General features: G+C 66.8%; 18 protein-coding genes. 7 read left to right on the top strand and 11 right to left on the bottom strand.

Features of this window, described 5'->3' with window-relative positions; translation table 11 throughout:
• Positions 1-94: 94 nt before the first annotated feature.
• From HU735_RS14665 to HU735_RS14655, 3 genes are all read left to right on the top strand, one after another.
• On the top strand, positions 95-1,315 hold the full coding sequence (locus tag HU735_RS14665) for a putative DNA modification/repair radical SAM protein (RefSeq protein WP_186714089.1): 1,221 nt from the start codon (positions 95-97) through the stop codon (positions 1,313-1,315).
• Entirely contained in the window at positions 1,312-2,175 is an 864-nt protein-coding gene (locus tag HU735_RS14660; protein ID WP_186714088.1) for a TIGR03915 family putative DNA repair protein, read from the top strand. Before HU735_RS14665 ends, HU735_RS14660 begins: the two co-directional genes overlap by 4 nt.
• A 106-nt stretch (positions 2,176-2,281) precedes the next feature.
• A complete protein-coding gene (locus HU735_RS14655; RefSeq protein WP_186714087.1) occupies positions 2,282-4,447 on the top strand; it encodes a TonB-dependent siderophore receptor in 2,166 nt (721 codons plus the stop codon).
• A 176-nt stretch (positions 4,448-4,623) separates the two neighbouring features.
• On the opposite strand, the gene HU735_RS14650 is transcribed toward HU735_RS14655, so the two are convergent.
• The 5 genes from HU735_RS14650 to HU735_RS14630 are packed head-to-tail and all read right to left on the bottom strand — an operon-like array spanning position 4,624 to position 9,061.
• On the bottom strand, positions 4,624-5,379 hold the full coding sequence (locus tag HU735_RS14650) for an ABC transporter permease (RefSeq protein WP_186714086.1): 756 nt from the start codon (positions 5,377-5,379) through the stop codon (positions 4,624-4,626).
• Positions 5,379-6,584, bottom strand: coding sequence for an ABC transporter substrate-binding protein (locus HU735_RS14645; protein WP_069017216.1), 1,206 nt, complete (start codon positions 6,582-6,584; stop codon positions 5,379-5,381). Before HU735_RS14645 ends, HU735_RS14650 begins: the two co-directional genes overlap by 1 nt.
• Positions 6,571-7,392 (bottom strand): ABC transporter ATP-binding protein, encoded by an 822-nt coding sequence (locus HU735_RS14640; RefSeq protein WP_186714085.1) that lies wholly within the window; start codon positions 7,390-7,392, stop codon positions 6,571-6,573. The genes HU735_RS14645 and HU735_RS14640 overlap by 14 nt, the downstream gene beginning before the upstream one ends.
• Positions 7,389-8,453, bottom strand: coding sequence for an acyl-CoA dehydrogenase family protein (locus HU735_RS14635; RefSeq protein WP_186714084.1), 1,065 nt, complete (start codon positions 8,451-8,453; stop codon positions 7,389-7,391). Before HU735_RS14635 ends, HU735_RS14640 begins: the two co-directional genes overlap by 4 nt.
• Positions 8,454-8,500: 47 nt before the next feature.
• Positions 8,501-9,061: a carboxymuconolactone decarboxylase family protein gene (locus HU735_RS14630; protein ID WP_186714083.1), complete on the bottom strand. Its 561-nt coding sequence runs from the start codon at positions 9,059-9,061 to the stop codon at positions 8,501-8,503.
• Between the two features lie 102 nt (positions 9,062-9,163).
• Between HU735_RS14630 and HU735_RS14625 the strand changes: the two genes are divergently transcribed.
• Positions 9,164-10,072: an AraC family transcriptional regulator gene (locus HU735_RS14625; RefSeq protein ID WP_186714082.1), complete on the top strand. Its 909-nt coding sequence runs from the start codon at positions 9,164-9,166 to the stop codon at positions 10,070-10,072.
• An 11-nt stretch (positions 10,073-10,083) separates the two neighbouring features.
• Here the strand turns inward: HU735_RS14625 and HU735_RS14620 are convergent, their stop codons facing one another.
• The 4 genes from HU735_RS14620 to HU735_RS14605 all read right to left on the bottom strand — a co-directional run bounded on the left by HU735_RS14620 (position 10,084) and on the right by HU735_RS14605 (position 14,387).
• Positions 10,084-10,962, bottom strand: coding sequence for a DMT family transporter (locus HU735_RS14620; RefSeq protein WP_186714081.1), 879 nt, complete (start codon positions 10,960-10,962; stop codon positions 10,084-10,086).
• A gap of 168 nt (positions 10,963-11,130) precedes the next feature.
• Positions 11,131-13,230, bottom strand: a complete 2,100-nt coding sequence (locus HU735_RS14615; RefSeq protein ID WP_186714080.1) for an EAL domain-containing protein — start codon at positions 13,228-13,230, stop codon at positions 11,131-11,133.
• A 141-nt stretch (positions 13,231-13,371) separates the two neighbouring features.
• On the bottom strand, positions 13,372-13,872 hold the full coding sequence (locus tag HU735_RS14610; RefSeq protein ID WP_186714079.1) for a GNAT family N-acetyltransferase: 501 nt from the start codon (positions 13,870-13,872) through the stop codon (positions 13,372-13,374).
• Between the two features lie 95 nt (positions 13,873-13,967).
• Positions 13,968-14,387 carry a RidA family protein gene (locus HU735_RS14605; RefSeq protein ID WP_050706097.1) on the bottom strand — a complete coding sequence of 140 codons (420 nt, stop codon included), beginning with the start codon at positions 14,385-14,387 and terminating at the stop codon, positions 13,968-13,970.
• A gap of 133 nt (positions 14,388-14,520) precedes the next feature.
• Between HU735_RS14605 and HU735_RS14600 the strand changes: the two genes are divergently transcribed.
• Positions 14,521-15,270 (top strand): NAD-dependent deacylase, encoded by a 750-nt coding sequence (locus HU735_RS14600; RefSeq protein WP_186714078.1) that lies wholly within the window; start codon positions 14,521-14,523, stop codon positions 15,268-15,270.
• Between the two features lie 44 nt (positions 15,271-15,314).
• On the opposite strand, the gene HU735_RS14595 is transcribed toward HU735_RS14600, so the two are convergent.
• Entirely contained in the window at positions 15,315-15,782 is a 468-nt protein-coding gene (locus tag HU735_RS14595; RefSeq protein WP_186714077.1) for an FAD/FMN-containing dehydrogenase, read from the bottom strand.
• Positions 15,783-15,843: 61 nt separating this feature from the next.
• Complete coding sequence (locus tag HU735_RS14590; RefSeq protein ID WP_186714076.1) at positions 15,844-16,458, bottom strand: LysE family translocator; 615 nt, start codon at positions 16,456-16,458, stop codon at positions 15,844-15,846.
• Positions 16,459-16,570: 112 nt separating this feature from the next.
• Between HU735_RS14590 and HU735_RS14585 the strand changes: the two genes are divergently transcribed.
• Positions 16,571-17,023 carry an Lrp/AsnC family transcriptional regulator gene (locus HU735_RS14585; RefSeq protein WP_186714075.1) on the top strand — a complete coding sequence of 151 codons (453 nt, stop codon included), beginning with the start codon at positions 16,571-16,573 and terminating at the stop codon, positions 17,021-17,023.
• Positions 17,024-17,417: 394 nt separating this feature from the next.
• Positions 17,418-18,830: a cytosine permease gene (locus HU735_RS14580; RefSeq protein WP_186714074.1), complete on the top strand. Its 1,413-nt coding sequence runs from the start codon at positions 17,418-17,420 to the stop codon at positions 18,828-18,830.
• Positions 18,831-18,850: the final 20 nt, after the last annotated feature.

The following is an 18,850-nucleotide window of genomic DNA, read 5'->3' as shown; positions in this document are numbered from 1 at the left end:
TGTGCCATCACGCAATCAAAACCCGCCCGCAAACACTTGCCATCAGCTCAATCTCGAAATACTGTATGAATAAACAGTAATCTCGGGCAATCCCATGCAGCTCATCGCCAAGCTCGGCATCCTCGCCGACGCCGCCAAGTACGACGCGTCCTGCGCCAGCAGCGGCGCCCCCAAGCGCAGCTCCCGTGGTCGCGACGGCCTCGGCGCCACCGACGGCATGGGCATCTGCCACAGCTACACCCCCGACGGGCGCTGCGTGTCGCTGCTCAAGGTACTGCTGACCAACTTCTGCCTGTACGACTGCCAGTACTGCGTCAACCGCCGTTCCAGCAACGTGCCGCGGGCGCGCTTCAGCCCCGAGGAAGTGGTGCGCCTGACCTTGGACTTCTACCGGCGCAACTGCATCAGCGGCCTTTTTCTCAGCTCCGGCATCATCCGCTCGACCGACTACACCATGGAGCAGTTGATCCGGGTGGCCCGCCTGCTGCGCGAAGAACATGACTTTCGCGGCTACATCCACCTCAAGACCATCCCCGACGCCGACCGGCTGCTGATCGAGGAAGCCGGGCGCCTGGCCGACCGCCTGAGCGTGAACATCGAGCTGCCCACCGACGCCAGCCTCGAACGCCTGGCCCCGGAAAAACGCGCCAGCACCATCCGCCAGGCCATGGGCGTGATCCACCACGGCCAACTGGCCGTCGCCGGCGAACCAAGGGCGCCACGCTTCACCCCCGCCGGGCAGAGCACCCAGGTCATCGTCGGTGCCGACGCCACCGATGACAGCTCCCTGCTGCGCAACGCCGAGTCGCTGTACCAGGGCTATGGCCTCAGACGCGTCTACTACTCCGCCTTCAGCCCGATCCCCGACAGCCCGTCCAGCGTGCCCCTGGCCGCCCCGCCGCTGCTGCGCGAACACCGCCTGTACCAGGCCGATTTCCTCCTGCGCGGCTACGGCTACAAGGCCGGCGAACTGCTGGGCGAAACCGGCAACCTGGCCCTGGATATCGACCCCAAGCTGGCCTGGGCGCTGGCCAACCGCGAGGTGTTCCCGCTCGACGTCAACCGCGCCGAGCCGGCCCTGCTGGCGCGCATCCCCGGTATCGGCCTGCGCAGCGTGCAGCGCCTGGTGGCCCTGCGCCGCGAGCGGCGCATCCGCTACGACGACCTGATCCAGTTGCGCTGCGTGCTGGACAAGGCCCGCCCGTTCATCGTCACCAGCGACTACCGCCCGGCCCAGGCCGAACTGCGCAGCGGCCTGCTGCGCGCCCGCCTGCGCGAACCCCAGGCACCGGTGCAGATGGGCCTGTGGGGATGATTGCGCTGGATTGCGGTGACGACTTCGCCACCTGGCGCGACCAGGCGCGGCAACTGCTCGGCCATGGCATCGACCCGGCCACGGTGACCTGGGGCCAGGCGCGTATGGACGACCTGCTGGCCGTGCCCACGCCCCTGCCCGCCGGCCCCGGTCCGTTCCGCGCCCGCGTGCCGGCGGCGCTGCTGGCCCAGTTGGAACAGGCCGGTCGCTACCGCGGCGAGCAACGCTGGAACCTGTTGTACGAAGTGCTGTGGCGCGTCGCCCATGGCGACCGCACCGCCATGCTCGCCGGCGACCGCCTGGGCAGCGAGATGCAGCGGCGCATTCGCCAGGTCGGCCGCGAAGCCCATCACCTGCATGCCTTCGTGCGCTTCGTGCCGCTGCCCGAGGCACTGGCCAAGCAGTTGCAACTGGACCTGGTGGCCTACCACGAACCGGCCCACGATATCCTCGACAGCGCCTGTGGGCATTTCGCCGATCGCCTGGGGCGTCAGCGCTGGTTGATCGCCACGCCCCTCGACGGCGTGCGCTTCGACGGCCAGCATTTGGACTACCGACGCCAATGCCCGGAGCAATGGCGGCAGTGGGCGCGCAACGCCGAGGACCCCGGTGCCGAGCTGTGGCTGGCCTACTACCGGCACACCTTCAACCCCGCCCGGCTCAACCCCGGCGCTTTGCGCCAGCACCTGCCCGGGCGCTTCTGGCGTCATCTGCCGGAGGGCCCGCTGATCCCCGAACTGGTCGGCCAGGCGCGGCATGGCAAGCAGCGTGACGGACAGGCGCTGGAGGTCGGGCGCCAGCGGGGAAAACGGATTGCCTCATGGAGCCACTCAACCAATCCAAATGAATTGAATTTGTGAAAAACTCATCATTTCCAGCTTCGAATGCATTGTTGCGGGCCTGACAATCCGACACACTTATTGCTAATTATTCTCATAAGCACTAGCAATAAGGATAAAGCCCGGCATGTCACTGCACGTCTCCCCTCACCGCTTTACGCCCACCCGCAACCTGCTGGCCATGGCCATCTGCATGACGACCCTCACCCCGGCGCTGGCCGAGGAGCAAGCGCCGGCCGTGATCGAGCTGGGCGCAACGGCCATCAACGACAGCAGCTTGGGCAGCACCACCGAGGGGTCGAAGTCGTACACCACCGGCTCCATGGCCACCGCCACCAAGCTGCCGCTGACCATGCGCGAAACGCCCCAGGCGGTGACCGTGATCACCCGCCAGCGCATGGACGACCAGGGCATGACCAGCATCAACGATGTGGCCAGGTACACGCCGGGGCTGTTCCTCAACCAGTCCAACGGTCCGGGGCGGCAGACCTACAAGGCCCGCGGCTTCGACGTCGACAACATCATGTACGACGGCATCCCCAGCGCCTACACCGGCTGGGTGGTCGGCGCCCAGCCCAACCTGGCGATGTTCGACCGGGTCGAGGTGGTGCGCGGCGCCACCGGCCTGGTCACCGGTTCCGGCACGCCATCGGCGGCCATCAACCTGGTGCGCAAGCGCCCGCTGGCGGAGCAGAAAGTCACCCTCACCGGCGCCGCCGGCAGCTGGGACAACTACCGCGGCGAACTCGACGCCTCCAGCCCGCTCAACGACAGCGGCACCCTGCGCGGCCGCGTGGTGGCCTCGTACCGCGACGCCAACGGTTTCCGTGACGGGCAGCAGGAAGACCACGGGCTGTTCTACGCGATCACCGAGGCCGACCTGGGCGAGGACACCACCCTGACGCTTGGTCTCTCCCACCAGAAGGACAAGACCAACGTGTTCTGGGGCGCAATCCCCACCGACCTCAATGGCCACCACCAGGACCTGCCGCGCTCGTACAACCCAGCCACCGATTGGGAGGTCAAGGACCAGGAGATCAACACCCTGTTCGCCGAGCTGCGCCAACGCCTGGCCAATGACTGGAAGCTGCAGGTCAATGCCATCTACAGCGAGCAAAACGCGCTGTTCCGCGGCTCGTACCAATCGCGCTGGGACCTGGCCAAGCCGCTGAGCCGCACGGTCTACCAATCGGCCCACGACGAGAACCAGCTGGGCCTGGACACCTTCGCCAGCGGCCCGTTCGAGGCCTTCGGCCGCAGCCACGAGCTGGTGGTCGGTGCCAGCAAGCGCATCTACGACATGACCGAACGCAACTACAGCCCCTACGACCTGGACTACCCCATCGATGGCGGCAAACCGGACTTCCTGCACACTAGCAGCAGCCGCTACCTGATCAACCAGGAAGGCGTGTACACCACCACCCGCCTGAGCCTGGCCGACCCGCTCAAGCTGATCCTCGGCGGGCGTCTTGACTGGTACGACTACGACCAGCGCGGCAGCAACGAGGGCGACTACAAGGTGACCCGCAACGTCACCCGCTATGCCGGACTGATCTACGAGCTGGACGAGCACCACTCGCTGTACACCAGCTACACCGACATCTTCCAGCCTCAGGACAACAAGGACCCCAGCGGCACGCCGGTGCGGCCGATCGAAGGCAAGAACTACGAGGTGGGCATCAAGGGCGAGTACTTCGACGGCGCGCTCAACGCCAGCCTCGCGGTGTTCCGCATTGATCAGGAGAACCGCGCGGTCGAGGTGGACAAGAGCCTGTGCCGGGCCGGCCAGTTCGCCTGCTACGAGGCCTCCGGCGAAGTGCGCAGCCAGGGTATCGACTTCGAGCTGCAGGGCGCGTTGACCGAGCAGTGGCAGATCGGCGCCGGCTATACCTATGCCCGTGTGCACACGGTCAAGGACGCGAAGAACCCGGACAAGGTCAACAAGCCGTTCGAATCCGACACGCCGCAGCACCAGTTGAAACTGTTCACCACCTACCACTTCCAGGGCCCGCTGGAGAAACTACGGGTCGGTGGTGGCGTCACCTGGCAGAGCCGCATGTACAACGACTTCACCGTGGCCGACGGCAGCAGCTACCGCCTCGAGCAGGGCGCCTACGCCGTCACCGACCTGATGGCCGGCTACGCGGTCAACCAGCACCTGGACCTGCAGCTCAACGCCAACAACGTGTTCGACCGCAAGTACTACTCGTCGATCTCCAAGTCGGTGAACTATGGCGGCGATACCTTTGGCGATCCGCGCAACCTGATGCTGACGGCCAAGTACAGCTTCTGAATCCGAGGGTGCAGGGGAGCACTGGTCGCCAACTTTCAGGCTCCACGCGTTCCCCTGTAGGAGCGGCCTTGTGCCGCGAAAGGGCCGCAAAGCGGCCCCAGCGATCTTTGCATCAATACCGAAATCCTGGGGCCGCTACGCAGCCCTTTCGCGGCACAAGGCCGCTCCTACAGGCTTCAAGCATGCACCCAGCGCCGATGCAGCCCGCGCGCCAGGGCATCGAGCATGAACCCCAACACACCGATCAGCAGCACCATCGCCATCAGCTCCGAGTAGGCCAGCCGATCGCGGGTATCGAGGATGAAGTAACCCAACCCGGCGCTGACCCCGAGCATCTCGCACGGCACCAGCACGATCCACAAAATGCCGATGGCCAGGCGCACGCCGGTCAGCACATGGCCGATCACCCCAGGGATGATCACCTTGCACAAGGTCTCCCAGCGCGTGGCGCTGAGGCTGCGGCTCAACTGCAGCCAGCGCGGGTCGAGCTGACGCACTCCGGCGGCGGTGTTGAGCAAAATCGGCCACAGCGCGGCGAAGGCCAGCAGGAAGTAGATCGGCTGGTCGCCCACGCCCATCAGCATCACCACCACCGGCATCCACGACAACGGCGAAATCATGCGCAGGAACTGGAACGCCGGCGTGGTCGCCGCCTCCAGGTGCCGGTAGCTGCCCACCAGCAAGCCCAGCGGCACGCCGATCAGCAGCGCCAGCAGCAGGCCGATGAGGATGCGCTTCAAGCTCACCCAGATATGCCCGTAGACCTCGCCCTGCCCCAGCAGCTCCACCAGGCTCTGCAGCGTGGCCTGGGGCGCGAAGCGCGCCGACAGGCCATCGGCGGCGCCGAACAGGCGCACGCCCGCCCACCACAGCAACAGCAGCGCCGCCAGGCCCGCCAGGCCCAGGGCGCCATGCACGACATGCCTGCGCATCAGACCGCGAACTCCTCGCTACGCTGGAAGTTCTCGGCGATGCCGAACGCGGCCGGGCCGCCAACGGCGGCGATGGCATTGCGCACGAAGCGCTCGTCCACCAGGTCGCGGGCAGTCTGCGCCGGGTCCAGGCCAGCGAGGAAATCGCTCTCGCCGACGATCAGGGTGTTCTTCAGGCGCTTGACCAGTTCCTCGGTGTAGCTGGGGAACGGGTAAGGCTGGAAGTCAATGCGCTTCTCGTCCCACTGCTGGTGCTGGATCGCGCCGCTGGCGATGTAGCCGGCGCGGTCTTCGGCGGAAGGCGCCAGCACCTTGGTCAGCACCGCCGGCTCGTGCGGGGTGTACTTGTTGGGGCCGGCCTTGGACAGCAGCGCGGCGGCCTCGGCGCGGTGCTCGCGGGTCCACTGCTGGGCCTTGACGATGGCGTTGACTACCTTCTGCGACCACTCCGGGCGATTGTTCAGGTCATGCTCGTGCATGAACACCACGCAGCAGGCATGGTTGCGCCAGACATCGCCGGTGAAGCGCTGCACGCGGCCGACCTTTAAGTTCTCGGCCAGGGCGTTGAACGGCTCGGCGACGATATAGCCGGCGATGCGCTTGCTGGCCAGGGCCGGCGGCATGTCCGACGGCGGCAGCACCAGCAGGTTGACCTCGTTGTCCGCCAGTTGCGCGTCGGCCGGTTTGGACACGGGCTTGAGGCCATTGTCGCCGAGCATCTGCTGCAGCACCACGTTGTGGATCGAGTACCAGAACGGAATGGCCACGGTCTTGCCGCCGAGCTGCTTCATCTCGGTGATGTCCGGGGCCACGGTCAGGCCCGAGCCGCCGACGTGGTTCCAGGCCACGACCTTGGCTGGTACCTTGCTGCCATAGCGTGCCCACACGGTCATCGGCGACAGCAGGTGGATGACGTTGACCTGGCCGGAGATGAACGCCTCGATCACCTGTGCCCAGCTGCGCAGCAGCACCGGGCGCTCGGCCTTGATGCCCTCGGCCTCGAACAGGCCGTTGTTGTGCGCCACCAGCAAGGGCGTGGCGTCGGTGATCGGCAGGTAGCCGATGCGCACCGGCGCGTCCGGCTCGGCGGCGGCGCGGGCCTGCAGGCTCGACAGCAGCGGCACGGCGCCGGCGGCGGTGAGCATGGCGCTCAGCTTGAGAAAATCGCGACGGGACGTCGTGGAACAGCAGTCATCCATGCACATGGACAGCCTCCGAGGGCAAGGGGGATGGAGTGGGTTCGGCTGTGCGGCTTGCCCGCCGAAGGGTTTTCAGGATCTCGATGCGCAGCGCGCCCAGTTCCTCGACCCGCTGCGCGCGCGGCTGCGGCAGGTCGATGTGCCACTGGCCGAGGGTGCGCGCCGGGTGGTTGCCCAGTAGCAGCACGCGATCGGACAGCAGCAGGGCTTCGTCGATGTCGTGGGTGATCAGCACGGCGGCAGTGTTGTGGGTGGCGATCAGCTGCAGCAGCAGTTGCTGCATGTCGGCCCGGGTCACCTCGTCCAGCGCGCCGAAGGGTTCGTCCAGCAACAGCACCTCGGGCTGGCGCGCCAGGCAGCGGGCCAGCGCGGTGCGCTGGGCCATGCCGCCGGACAGCTGCGCCGGGTACTGGCCACGGGCGTGAGCCAGGCCCACCGCGTCGATGGCGTGGTCGATCCGTGCGCGCCGCTCGGCCGCCGGCAGCTTGGGCTGGAGGGCGAAGTCGAGGCCGAAGGCGACGTTCTTCTCAAGGCTCAGCCAGGGCAGCAGGCTGGGGTCCTGGAATGCCACCGCCAGTCGCGGATGCGGCCCCTGCAACGGCTCGCCGCGCAACTGCACGCTACCGCCACGGGCCTGCTGCAGGCCGGCCAGCACGCGCAGCAGGCTGGACTTGCCGACCCCGCTGGGGCCGAGGATGCTGACCACCTCCCCCGGCGCCAGCGCCAGGTCGAACTGCTCCAGCACCGCCTGCCAGCCACCCTCGCGCGGGTAGCCCAGGCTGATGTCGCGGGCTTCGAGTAGCACCTCGGTCATGCAGAGGCCGCCTGGCGTTGCAGCTCGGCGCGCAGTTGCACCAGGCTCGGGGTGACGATCGGCACGAACGCCGACTCGCGCCAGCGGCGGGCAAAGCCCTCGCCGTAGGCCGTCAGGTAGGCCTTGCCACCGCTGGCCTGCAGCTCCAGCTGCACGGCGTCGGCGGCGCATTCGGCGAGGGTGATGCGCAGTTTGAACAAGGCGGCCGGCTGGCTCTGGAAACGGTCGTCGAGCAGCCCCTGCTTGAGTTCGGCGACAGTGTTCTCCAAGCGCTCGGCGAGCACCTGGCGGGCCTCATCAAGGAACGCGCCGCGCCCCTGCAGGTGTGCCTGTGCCTCCTCAAGGGCGCGGCGAGCCAGGCCGATGGCCATGCCGCACTGCAGCGCCAGGAACGCCGGACGCACCCTGGGCAGGAACACACGGGCGTTGTCATGCAGCAGCCAGTCGCGGGCCAAGGGTACCTGGTGGAAGGCCAGCGCCGCGGTGTTGCTCGATTGCAGGCCCATCAGCTGCAGGTCGTCGGAGCGCTCCAGGCCCGGCGCGTTCGACGGGATGGCGACCACGAACGGCGCGCCGCCGGCGTCGTCCTCGATGGCCGCGGCCACCACGAAGCCGCGCTTGCGCAGGTTGGTCACCCAGTGCAGGCGCCCCTCCAGGTTCCAGCCGTCGCTCGCGGCGCGGCCACGCACCTGCAAGGCCTCGATGCCGGAGAGGAACTTCATGGCGTTGGACAGGCCGGTGGCCCCGGCCAGTTCGCCCTTCAGCAGGTCGGGCAGCAGCCGTTCGCACAGCGCCCGGTTGGGGCTTTGCAGCAGGTATTCGATGAAGGCGCGCTGGCCCCAGCAGACAAAGGCCGCGGCCAGCGAACGGCTGGCGATGGCGGCGATGGCCTCGACCGCCGCGCTGACGTCGCCACCCGAGCCGCCCAGGCCCGGGTCGACGCCGATGCGCAGCAGTTGCGATTCGGCGATATGCGCCAGCACCAGGTGTGGATCGCACTGGCCCTGGTCGATGGCCTCGGCATTGGCATCCAGCCAATGTCGAAATGCATGATCAAGCATGTCCCTACTCCTGTTGAAACGCCGGGCTCGCCGGCATCAGGCCCCGATCAGGCCGAAGGCTGCCAGCGGTACTTGCCGAGCTCGTCGTTGAGCGGCGTCTGGGCGAACACATTAGCAAAGTTGCACAGGGTTGCGAGGCTCACCCCGAGAATCACTTCCAGGGCGTTGCCTTCGCTGAAACCGGCATCGCGGAACGCCTGGTAGGTGGCGTCGGAGACATTGCCACGCGTGGCGATCACCTCACGGGCGAAGGCGGCCAGGGTCTCGTAGCGGGCATCGGGCAGTTCGCCACGGGCGCGCAGGGCATCGACCACCTCCTGGGGCAGCTTGGCCTTGTTCAGCGCCACGGCGGTGTGGCCGGCGACGCAGAAATCGCAGCCATGCTGGGTGGCGGCGATCAGTTGCACCACTTCGCGCTCGGCCAGGGTCAGCTCGGACTTGCCGTTGAGCGCCGAGACGGTGACGTAGGTTTCCAGCGCCGCCGGGGCGTTGGCCAGGATCCCCAGCAGGTTGGGGATGAAGCCGGAGTTCTTCTGTGCGTTCTCAAGGAACGGGCGGGCGGCTTCCGGAGCGGTCTGCAGGCTGTGTAGAGTGATGCGCGCGGACATGGAGTGGTCTCCTTTGATGTAGGTCGCTACAGTCTGTTGGTTATAAGAAGTAGCATCCATATTCATCAGTCGCCTTTCCTTGCTCCAGAGTCCTTGCATTAGATGATTTCTTCCAGCCCCCTCGTCGATTGGTTATTAGAGAGCCTGGAGCTCGACGCCAGCCTGTTCCATGTCGGCCGCTACTGCGGCGGCTGGCACGCGAGCACCCAAGGTATGGGCCGGGCCAGTTTCCACCTGGTGGTGCAGGGCCATTGCTGGCTGCATATCGATGGCCAGGCGCAGCCGCTGCGCCTGGAGAGCGGCGATGCGGTGTTCCTGTTGCGCGACCTGGCCTATCGACTGTCCGGCGACGAGCATGCCGCCGATGCCTGCGCCCAGCCGCGCCGGAGCATGCAGGCGTTGGATCTGGAAGCCGGGGACGGCGTGGGGCTGGTGTGCGGCTTCTTCCACTTCCAGTCGGGGTTGTCGTCGCTGATCGTCGACGGGCTGGCGGACTGGATCCTGCTGCGCGCCAACGACCCAGCCGCCGGCGCGGCGCGGGCATTGTTCGGGCTGATCCTCGAGGAATGCCGACGCCCGCAACCTTCGCAGGCGCTGCTCGAACGCCTTACGCACCTGTTGTTCCTCTACGTGTTGCGCCAGCAGGTGCATGCCGGCCTGTCACTCGGTGGCCTGGTCGCCCTCGCCCGCCAGCCGGCCTTCGCCGGCTTGCTGGAACGCCTGATCGAGGAGCCGGGACAGCCCTGGACGCTGGAAAGCATGGCCGCCTGTACGGGGCTGTCGCGTTCGGCATTCTTCAAGCGCTTCAATGAACTGGCCGGGCAGTCGCCCGGGCAAGTGTTGCTGGCGCTGCGCATGCGCCATGCCTGCCAGTTGCTCAAGGCGGGCAATACCGTCGAACAGGTGGGCGCGCAGGCGGGCTATCAGTCGGTGGCGGCGTTCACCCGGGCGTTCGCCAAGGCGGTCGGCGTGCAGCCGGGGGCCTATCGCAAACAGCAGGGTGCGGGTTAAAGGCTTACCCCTCAGGCCCGTCGCTGCATCCAGGCCGCCCCCAGCCCGCTGAGGCAGATCACCGCGATGCCGACCAGGCTCGTGCCGTCCGGCACCTGGCCGAACACCACCAGCCCCAGCAACCCGGCGAACACGATCTGGCAATAGCTGAACGGCGCCAGCAACGCCGGCGCGGCATGGCGGAACGCCTGGGTCAGTAACAGGTGCGCGGTCATTCCGCAGCCGCCCAGCGCCAGCATCAGCGGCATATGGGGCCATTGCGGCGCCTGCCAGAAGAACGGCATCAATGCCGTCAGGATCAGGGTGTTGCACAACCCTGCGTAGAAGTTGCTGGTGGTCGGGCTGTCGTGGGCCGCCAGCTTGCGCGTCAGCAACTGGTAGAAGCAGAACCCCAGCGCCGAGCCGAAGGGAAACAGGATGGCCGGGGTGAACATTGCCCCGCCCGGATGCACCACCACCAGCACCCCGATGAACCCCAGCACCACCGCCGCCCACTGGCCAGGCGTCACCCGCTCCTTGAGCAGCGGCACCGACAGTGCGGTGACCAGCACCGGCGCGAGGAAGTTGACCGAGGTCGCCTCCGCCAGCGGCAGGTACTGCAGCCCGGCGGTGAACAGCAGGCTGGTGCTGAGCAGGCTCAGCGCGCGCAGGGTCTGCAATAACGGCCGACGAGTACGCAGCACCGCCAGGCCCGCCTTGGGCAGGAAGATCCCGGCCATCAGCAAGGTGTGCACCAGGTAACGCACCCAGACCACCATGATGATCGGGTAGATCCCACCGAGGAATTTCGACAGCGCGTCGTGGCTGGCGAACAGGAAGGTAGCCACCACCACCAGGGCGATGCCGCGCAGCGGCTGGTTGACTCCGGACAGCGGAGAACTGGAACTCATGAGGCTCTCGGGCGATGGCCCCGGCATGGTGCCGGGGCATGGCCGGATTCTAGAAGAGATCCCGTGGGCGCGACAAAGCCTTGTGGTCCAACTGGTACATTTTGTTCGCTGATCGACCACTTTTGCCTAAGCGCTGCATGGCCTCTGTAGGAGCGCGCAGCCCCCCTGTCAGGCTCGCGGCAGCACCTGCGTCAAACGCTCGCTCGCCGGCGCTGGCCGGCCGTACAGATAACCCTGGAAATGCGAGCACCCCTCCGCCAGCAGACGCTCCATCTGCTCGGCCGACTCCACCCCTTCGGCCGTGGTCTTGATCATCAGGCTGTTGGACAGCTCGGTGATGGCGCGGATGATCGACATCGCCTCGCGGCTTTCGCACATGTCGTGGACGAACGACTTGTCGATCTTGATCCGGTCGAACGGGAACGAGCGCAGGTAGCCGAGCGAGGAATACCCCGTGCCGAAATCATCGAGGGAAATCGACACACCCAGATCCTTCAATGCCCGCAGGGTGCGTACGTTCTCCTCGCTGTTGCCCAGCAGCACCGACTCGGTGATCTCCAGTTCCAGGCGCGTGGCCGGCAGCCCCGAGTCAGCCAGGGCCAGAGCCACGGTGTGCACCAGGTTGGCGTTCTTGAACTGCACCGCCGACAGGTTGACCGACACCGTCTGCTCGGTGCCCCAGCTGGCCGCCTCCTGGCACGCCAGGTTCAGCGCCCGGGCGCCGATCTCATGGATCAGGCCGGTCTCTTCGGCGATGGGGATGAAGTCCATGGGCATGATCATGCCGCGGCTCGGGTGCTCCCAGCGCAGCAGGGCCTCGTAGCCGGTGACGCTGGCGCTCTGCTGGTCCACCACCGGCTGGTAGTGCAGTTGCAGCTGGCCCAGGTGCAGCGCGGTGCGCAAATCAGTCTCGACCAGGCGGCGCTGGCGGGCGGCGACATCCAGTTCGACATGGAAGCACTCGTAACGGTTGCGGCCATTGCGCTTGGCCTCGTACAGGGCCATGTCGGCGTAGCCCAGCAACTGCTCGGCCTGGTCGTGGTCGTCGGGCGCGATCGCCACGCCGATGCTCACCCCCACGCTGAACTGATGCCCTTCGATGTGGAACGGCGGGCAGATCGCCTCGATCAGGCGTTGGGCGGTATTGCGCGCCGCATCGCCAGTCTCCAGGCCCGACAGCACCACGGCGAACTCGTCGCCACCGAGCCGGGCCAGGGTATCGTGCTCGCGCAGCTCGCGGCGCAGGCGCTTGCCCAGAGCGCGCAGCAGCTTGTCGCCGAAAGCGTGGCCAAGGGTGTCGTTGATGTTCTTGAAGTTGTCCAGGTCCAGGCACAAGGCGGCGGTCAGCTTGCCGCTGTCCTCGCCGCGCAGCAGCGCCTGCTTGAGACGCTCGTGGAACAGGGTGCGGTTGGGCAGCCCGGTCAGGGCGTCGTGGTGGGCCATGTGGTGGATCTGGGCATGGGCGGCCAGTTCCTCGGTGGCGTCCTCGGCGACGAACAGCACGTAGTCCCCCTGCCCTTCACGGTTGTCGCAGAGCGTGGCACGGCTGCGCAGGGTGCGCGGCCCCATGGCGGTGTCGACCCGGGTTTCGGCGGCGTAGCCCTTGGTGCTGCGAGCCCCGCGCGCCAGCTGCTGTTCGAGGTAGTCGACGGCCGCCGGCACCAGGCACTGGCCCGGCAACTGGCCGACCATGCGCGTGCCCTGGCGGCCGAACAGGCGCTCGGCCTGCTGGTTGGCCAGGAGGATCTGCTGGCTCTGCAGGTCCTGGACGATGACGCTGGCGGGGATGTTGGCAATCACCGAGTCGAGGAACTGCGACAGGGTGGTCATCTCCTGGCTGTACTGCTCGGCCAGCTCCTTGGCCTTGAGCAGCTCCAGCTCATGCTGGCGGCGCTCGGACATGTCGCGGGTGATCTTGGCATAGCCGATCAGCTGACCGCTGTGCTCATCCTTGATCGGCTCGATCACCACGCTGGTCCAGAAGTGCGAACCGTCCTTGCGCTGGCGCAGCCCTTCGGCCTGGAAGCGTCCTTCGTTGCGCGCGGTGTCCAGGCTGAGCGCCGGCAGGCCGGCATGGCGGTCCTCGTCGGTATAGAACACCGAGAAGTGCTGGCCGATGATCTCCTCGGCCTGGTAGCCCTTGGCCCGCTGCGCGCCCGGGTTCCAGTTGGCGACGATACCCTCGGGGGTAAGCTGGTAGATGGCGTAGTCCGCCACGCTCTGGATCAACAACCGGTACATCATGTCGGGATTGGCGGCGAGCGGCATGGGAATGACCTGAATCCTTCACTGCAGGAATAGGAAACCTCCGGACCGTACGTCGGAACAGTCCGAAATAACGAAGTGCTGGCATTATGCCGCTCGACGCAGGGTTTTTGTGAGGTGCGTCACAAAAATTCTGCGGGAGCGTCAGTGCCGCTGCCGGGTCACCAGAAAGTTGCGCAGTGGCGGCTCGTCATCCAGCGTGATCTCCCGCACCGCACGCGGCAGGTCCGCCAGCACTGCCTGGCAGAACGCCAGGGCCGGGGCATCCCCGGGATAGCAACGCACCAGCCAGTCGCTGTCGCCTTGGCACAGTGTCTGGCGCGCCACCGCCAGGCCCACGCCCTGACGGCGGTACTTCTTGAGGATGAACAGGTCGGCCAGTTCGCAGGCCTCGATGCCGGGCAGTTCGCTGCGCTCGACAAGCATGAAGCCGGCGATGAAGCCGTCCACCAGGATCAGGCTGGCGCTCCAGCCGGGGGATTGCCAGTAGCGGGCGAAGTGCGGCTCGTGGATGTAGAAGCGCCCGTCCACCTCGACGTCCTCCTGCTCCCAGTCGGAGGACTCGTAGGCATAGAACTGGTAGAGGTTGCGCACCAGTTCGGCGTGCTCGGGGCCGGTCTGGTGCAGTTCGACAGGGACGGTCATGGCGCAGGCTCGATCGATTGGCAAATCGCGAGTCTATCAGTCCACCGTGGGCCAGGGCTTGCACGCTCCTACAGGGATTGTGCAGGGCCGATCGCTCACGCCTCAGGCAGCGCCGCCACCGCATCCACTTCCACCAGCATCCCGTCCAGCGCCAAACGCGGGACCGGAATCAGCGTGCAGGTCGGCGTCATCCTGCCACCCCAGGCGCGCTCGGCCTCGGCCACCCACTGGCTCAGGCGCGCCTCGGAATGGTCGACCACCAGCAAGGTGAGCTTGAACACGTGCTCGAGGGTGGCCCCGCGGGAGGCCAGGGCGATCTTCAGGTTCACCAGGGCCTGGCGCGCCTGCTCGTCGAAACGCGCCGACAGGTTGCCCTGCAGGTCCTCGCCGCCCTGCCCGGCGATGTACAGCAGGCGGCTGCCGGCACGCACTTCGGCGACATGGGAATAGGCATTGCCACTGGGGTCGTAGAGGCCTTCGGGGTTGCTCAGGGCGAAGGCGGCTGGCTGGGTCATGGTATCGCTCCGTCGATGGAATGAGCGGCCGAGTATCAAACCTCAGGTTAAGTCGAGGTCAAGCCCCCAGTGCTTGTCGCCTTCGCACCCCACTGGCACAGTGACGCCCTCGCCCCGTCGTCCTGGAGCCCCCATGCCGTTCGATCCAACCTTGCTCGCCCAGGCCCGCCATGTGGTGGTGTTCACCGGCGCCGGCGTCTCAGCGGAAAGCGGCATCGCCACCTTCCGCGATAAGCTGACCGGGTTGTGGGAGCACTTCGACCCGGCGCAACTGGCGAGCGCCGAAGGTTTTCGCGCTGACCCGGCGCTGATCTGGGGCTGGTACCAGATGCGCCGCGCCGGGATCGCCCAGGCCACGCCCAACCCCGCCCACCTGGCCATCGCCGCGCTGGCGGCGCGGGTGCCGAAGCTGACCCTGGTGACGCAGAACGTCGACGACCTGCACGAGCGCGCCGGCAGCCAGGATGTGCTGCATTTGCATGGGCGGCTGGACGCGTTCCGCTGCCTGGACTGCTCACGCCCGGCGGACGGGCCTGTGGCCCTGCCCGAGGACGCCCTGCAAGGCCGGCGCATCGAGCCACCGCGCTGCAGCCGTTGCACCGGGCCGCTGCGGCCCGGGGTGGTGTGGTTCGGCGAGATGTTGCCGGAGCAGACGCTGGAGCGGGCGTTCGACGCCGCGCAGCAATGCGATGTGCTGTTGTCGGTGGGAACGTCCGGCGTGGTGCAGCCGGCGGCCTCGATTCCACGGCTGGCGCTGGCGGCGGGGGCGACGGTGGTGCATGTCAATCCGCAGCCGGCGAGCGAGGGGCATGCGCGGGAATTCGCGCTGGCCGGCAAGGCGGGCGAAGTGTTGCCTGAGTTGATGCGCCAGGCGTTTTCCTGAGTCTGCCGCACTGTCGCTGACGGCCCCGTCGCGGGGCCTTCGGTTCAGTGGCTGGCCTGCTCCAGCGCCGCTTTCAGGTCATCGGCAGCGGCATAGGTCTTCTGTCCGACCAGTACGCCCTTGTCCAGCGACAGCCACAGCACCTTGCCCTCCTCCCCGGCATAACGAGTGGCTACCTGACCTTCACGGTCCAGCAGCACCCGGTAGCTGTAGTCGCGCATGGCCGGGATGGCGAACAGCTTGCTGATCAGCGCCGGCATGCGCTGGATATCCGCGACGAACACCGCATTGCGTGCCTCCAGGTAGCCCTTGGGTTGCTCGGCCAGGGCCGCCTTCACCAGCTTGGCGCCGTCCATGTCGCGGGCGACCAGCAGAATGCGGGTGTCGCTGCCCAGGCTGTAGGGCTGATCGTACTGGTCGAGCAGGGTCCAGGGCGCGAGGGGTTCCCCGGTCTGCACGGCATGGGCCAGCAGTGGAAGCAGGCTGAGCAGGAGTGCGGCGGCGTATTTCATGGTTGGCGATTCCGATTCATGAGGGCCGTCAGCATAGCCCAAGCCGCCGCCGTTGACAGGTTCAGCGCAATTGCCCGGCAATCAGCTCCACGGCGATCAGGATCATCACGCCGCCGGACAACCGTCCCACCACCCGCGCCGCCGCGGGCCGAGTGCGCAGCACGGCCTTGGCGCCGTAGCCGACCATCAGGTAGATCACCAGCGAGCTGCCCAGGTGCACCAGCCCCAGCAGCAGGATCTGCAACGGCAACGGCCAGCTCGACTGCGGGTCGGTGAACTGCGGCAGCAACGCCAGGAACAGCAGGAAGACCTTGGGATTCAGCCCACTGACGCACAAACCCTTGAACGCCCAGCGCGACCCCGAGTCGCGCTCGCCGCCCTCGCCCGCCTCGGGCACCGCCGGGCTCAACAGCAGGTTGCCGCCCAGCCACAGCAGGTAGAGGCAGCCGGCCAGGGTGAGCAGGGTCAGCGCCAGCGGATGCCCCGCGAGCAGGCTGCCGACCCCGGCCGCCACCACCAGGGTGACGAGAAAATGCCCGGACAGCATGCCGGCCACCGCCGGCACCACCCAGCGCCCGCGCATGCCGGCCGAGATGGCATAGGCCCAGTCGGCACCGGGGGTGATCACGAACAGCAGGGAAACGGCCCAGAACGCCGCCAACACACTCATGGTCATATCGACCCTTCCTTTCACGCAGGTTTCGGTGAAAGAAAGACTACGGATATCGCCCGGGGATTTTCTTTCGTATATTCCCCAAATCAAACCAAACACTGGAAGATTCTTCCCCATGGATCGAACCGATCGAAAGATCCTTGCCGAGCTGCAAAAAGACGGACGCCTGTCGGTCACCGAACTGGCCGACCGCGTGGGCCTGAGCCTGTCGCCCTGCCACCGCCGCCTCAAGGCCCTGGAGGAATCCGGCGCCATCCTCGGTTACCACGCCCGGCTGGCCCCGGCGGCCCTGGGCCTGAACTTCGCCGCGTTGGTGTTCGTCACCCTGCGCGAAGTGACCCGCCAGCCGGTGGCGGACTTCGAGGCGGCGCTCGGGGAAATCCCGCAGATCGTCGAGGCCCAGCGCCTGTTCGGCGATCCGGATTACCTGCTGCATGTGGTGGCCAAGGACCTGCCGGCGTTCCAGAAGCTGTACGACGAACAGCTGACCAGCATTCCCAATGTCAAACGCCTGAGCTCGACGCTAGTGATGAAGGAGGTGATCCAGGACCGGTTGTTGCCGATGTAGCCGATCGCCCAGTCCGTTGGACTGCGCTATCGCGCAGGGAACAATGCTGCGAACATCACCAGCGTGGGAGCGGGCTTGCCCCGCCATCACTGCAATTGCCCGCCACCGGCATGCCCGGCTATCGTGCATCACGCACCACGACGGGGCCCCCGCACTACCCTCGCACAACGCCCAGTCCCCGCCCGTCAGGGCCTCCCGCCACTTGGCACCGTCCTTGCTCCCGTCCCCCGCTTAACCTTTTGCCAGCCTTAGGTTTTTTAAGGTTCATGAGCACAAATTTACTAATTTCTCGATACCCGCCCGCCCCGCATCATCGCTCCAACAAGAACGCGTCGCCCCTTGCCGGCACGCACCCGGGCCTCCCCCGATGCCCCACCTTGCCTTGGAGTCAGTCATGACCAGTGCAGCCAATTCGGCACCCCTCATCGAGAAACACACGATCGGCTACGTGCCGCCGCAAGACCGCCATGGAAAGGTAAGGGATCTGTTCACATTGTGGTTCGGCGGCAACATCGCGCCGTTGCCCATCGTCACCGGCGCCCTCGGCGTGCAGCTGTTCCACCTCAACCTGGTCTGGGGCATCGTCGCCATCCTCGTCGGCCACCTGGTCGGCGGTGTGCTCATGGCCCTGCACTCGGCCCAGGGCCCGCAGATGGGCATCCCGCAGATGATCCAGAGCCGTGCCCAGTTCGGCTCGCTCGGCGCCCTGCTGGTGGTGGTGATCGCCGGGGTCATGTACATCGGCTTCTTCGCCTCCAACATCGTCCTGGCCGGCAAGTCCCTGCACGGCGTGGTCGACAGCGTGCCGGTGCCGGTGGGCATCGTCATCGGTGCCCTGGGCTCGGGCATCATCGGCATCATCGGCTACCGCTTCATCCACGTGCTCAACCGCATCGGCACCTGGGTGCTGGGCATCGGCATCGTGGTCGGCTTCGGCTACATCTTCAGCCATGTGCAGAGCGACGACTTCCTCACCCGCGGCGGCTTCAACCTGGCCGGCTGGCTGGCCACCGTGTCGCTGGCGGCGCTGTGGCAGATCGCCTTCGCCCCCTACGTGTCGGACTACTCGCGCTACCTGCCGGCCGACGTGAAGGTGTCCTCGACCTTCTGGACCACCTACCTGGGCTCGGCCCTCGGCTCGAGCCTGTCGTTCATCTTCGGCGCGGTCGCGGTGCTGGCGATCCCGGCCGGGATGGACACCATGGACGCGGTCAAGCTCGCCACCGGCACCCTCGGCCCGCTGATGCTGGTGCTGTTCCTGCTCAGCGTGATCAGCCACAACGCCCTCAACCTGTACGGCGCGGTGCTGTCGATCATCACCCTGGTGCAGACCTTCGCCTACCGCTGGATCCCCACCGCCAAGAGCCGCGCCGTGCTGTCGCTGATCGTCCTGGCCGCCTGCTGCGTGGTGGCGGTGTTCGCCTCGGCGGACTTCATCGGCCACTTCGTCGACATGGTGCTGGTGCTGCTGGTGGTGCTGGTGCCGTGGACGGCGATCAACCTGATCGACTTCTATGTCATCCACAAGGGCGACTACGACATCGACTCGATCTTCAAGGTCGACGGCGGCATCTACGGCCGCTACAACCCCCAGGCGCTGATCGCCTACGCAGTGGGCATCGCGGTGCAGATCCCGTTCATGAACACGCCGCTGTATGTCGGGCCGGTGTCCGAACACATCAATGGCGCCGACCTGTCGTGGCTGGTGGGGCTGGCAATCACCTCGCCGCTGTACTGGTGGCTGGCCAGTCGCGACAGCGCGTATCGCCGTCGCCAGGTGAGTGCAAAGCTGGCGGCGGGGGTCTGAATCCGCCGGGCTGATGATCG

The organism is Pseudomonas sp. BW16M2, from assembly GCF_014268865.1.
GTDB lineage: Bacteria > Pseudomonadota > Gammaproteobacteria > Pseudomonadales > Pseudomonadaceae > Aquipseudomonas > Aquipseudomonas peradeniyensis.
Note: the sequence above shows the minus strand (reverse complement) of the source record. Positions and strands in the feature narration are given on the sequence as shown.

Bases quoted from the DNA above. Each gene is read 5' to 3' on its own strand.
- HU735_RS14665 (WP_186714089.1), top strand. From the start codon at position 95: ATGCAGCTCATCGCCAAGCTCGGCATCCTCGCCGACGCCGCCAAGTAC.
- HU735_RS14660 (WP_186714088.1), top strand. From the start codon at position 1,312: ATGATTGCGCTGGATTGCGGTGACGACTTCGCCACCTGGCGCGACCAG.
- HU735_RS14655 (WP_186714087.1), top strand. From the start codon at position 2,282: ATGTCACTGCACGTCTCCCCTCACCGCTTTACGCCCACCCGCAACCTG.
- HU735_RS14650 (WP_186714086.1), bottom strand. From the start codon at position 5,379: ATGCGCAGGCATGTCGTGCATGGCGCCCTGGGCCTGGCGGGCCTGGCG.
- HU735_RS14645 (WP_069017216.1), bottom strand. From the start codon at position 6,584: ATGTGCATGGATGACTGCTGTTCCACGACGTCCCGTCGCGATTTTCTC.
- HU735_RS14640 (WP_186714085.1), bottom strand. From the start codon at position 7,392: ATGACCGAGGTGCTACTCGAAGCCCGCGACATCAGCCTGGGCTACCCG.
- HU735_RS14635 (WP_186714084.1), bottom strand. From the start codon at position 8,453: ATGCTTGATCATGCATTTCGACATTGGCTGGATGCCAATGCCGAGGCC.
- HU735_RS14630 (WP_186714083.1), bottom strand. From the start codon at position 9,061: ATGTCCGCGCGCATCACTCTACACAGCCTGCAGACCGCTCCGGAAGCC.
- HU735_RS14625 (WP_186714082.1), top strand. From the start codon at position 9,164: ATGATTTCTTCCAGCCCCCTCGTCGATTGGTTATTAGAGAGCCTGGAG.
- HU735_RS14620 (WP_186714081.1), bottom strand. From the start codon at position 10,962: ATGAGTTCCAGTTCTCCGCTGTCCGGAGTCAACCAGCCGCTGCGCGGC.
- HU735_RS14615 (WP_186714080.1), bottom strand. From the start codon at position 13,230: ATGCCGCTCGCCGCCAATCCCGACATGATGTACCGGTTGTTGATCCAG.
- HU735_RS14610 (WP_186714079.1), bottom strand. From the start codon at position 13,872: ATGACCGTCCCTGTCGAACTGCACCAGACCGGCCCCGAGCACGCCGAA.
- HU735_RS14605 (WP_050706097.1), bottom strand. From the start codon at position 14,387: ATGACCCAGCCAGCCGCCTTCGCCCTGAGCAACCCCGAAGGCCTCTAC.
- HU735_RS14600 (WP_186714078.1), top strand. From the start codon at position 14,521: ATGCCGTTCGATCCAACCTTGCTCGCCCAGGCCCGCCATGTGGTGGTG.
- HU735_RS14595 (WP_186714077.1), bottom strand. From the start codon at position 15,782: ATGAAATACGCCGCCGCACTCCTGCTCAGCCTGCTTCCACTGCTGGCC.
- HU735_RS14590 (WP_186714076.1), bottom strand. From the start codon at position 16,458: ATGACCATGAGTGTGTTGGCGGCGTTCTGGGCCGTTTCCCTGCTGTTC.
- HU735_RS14585 (WP_186714075.1), top strand. From the start codon at position 16,571: ATGGATCGAACCGATCGAAAGATCCTTGCCGAGCTGCAAAAAGACGGA.
- HU735_RS14580 (WP_186714074.1), top strand. From the start codon at position 17,418: ATGACCAGTGCAGCCAATTCGGCACCCCTCATCGAGAAACACACGATC.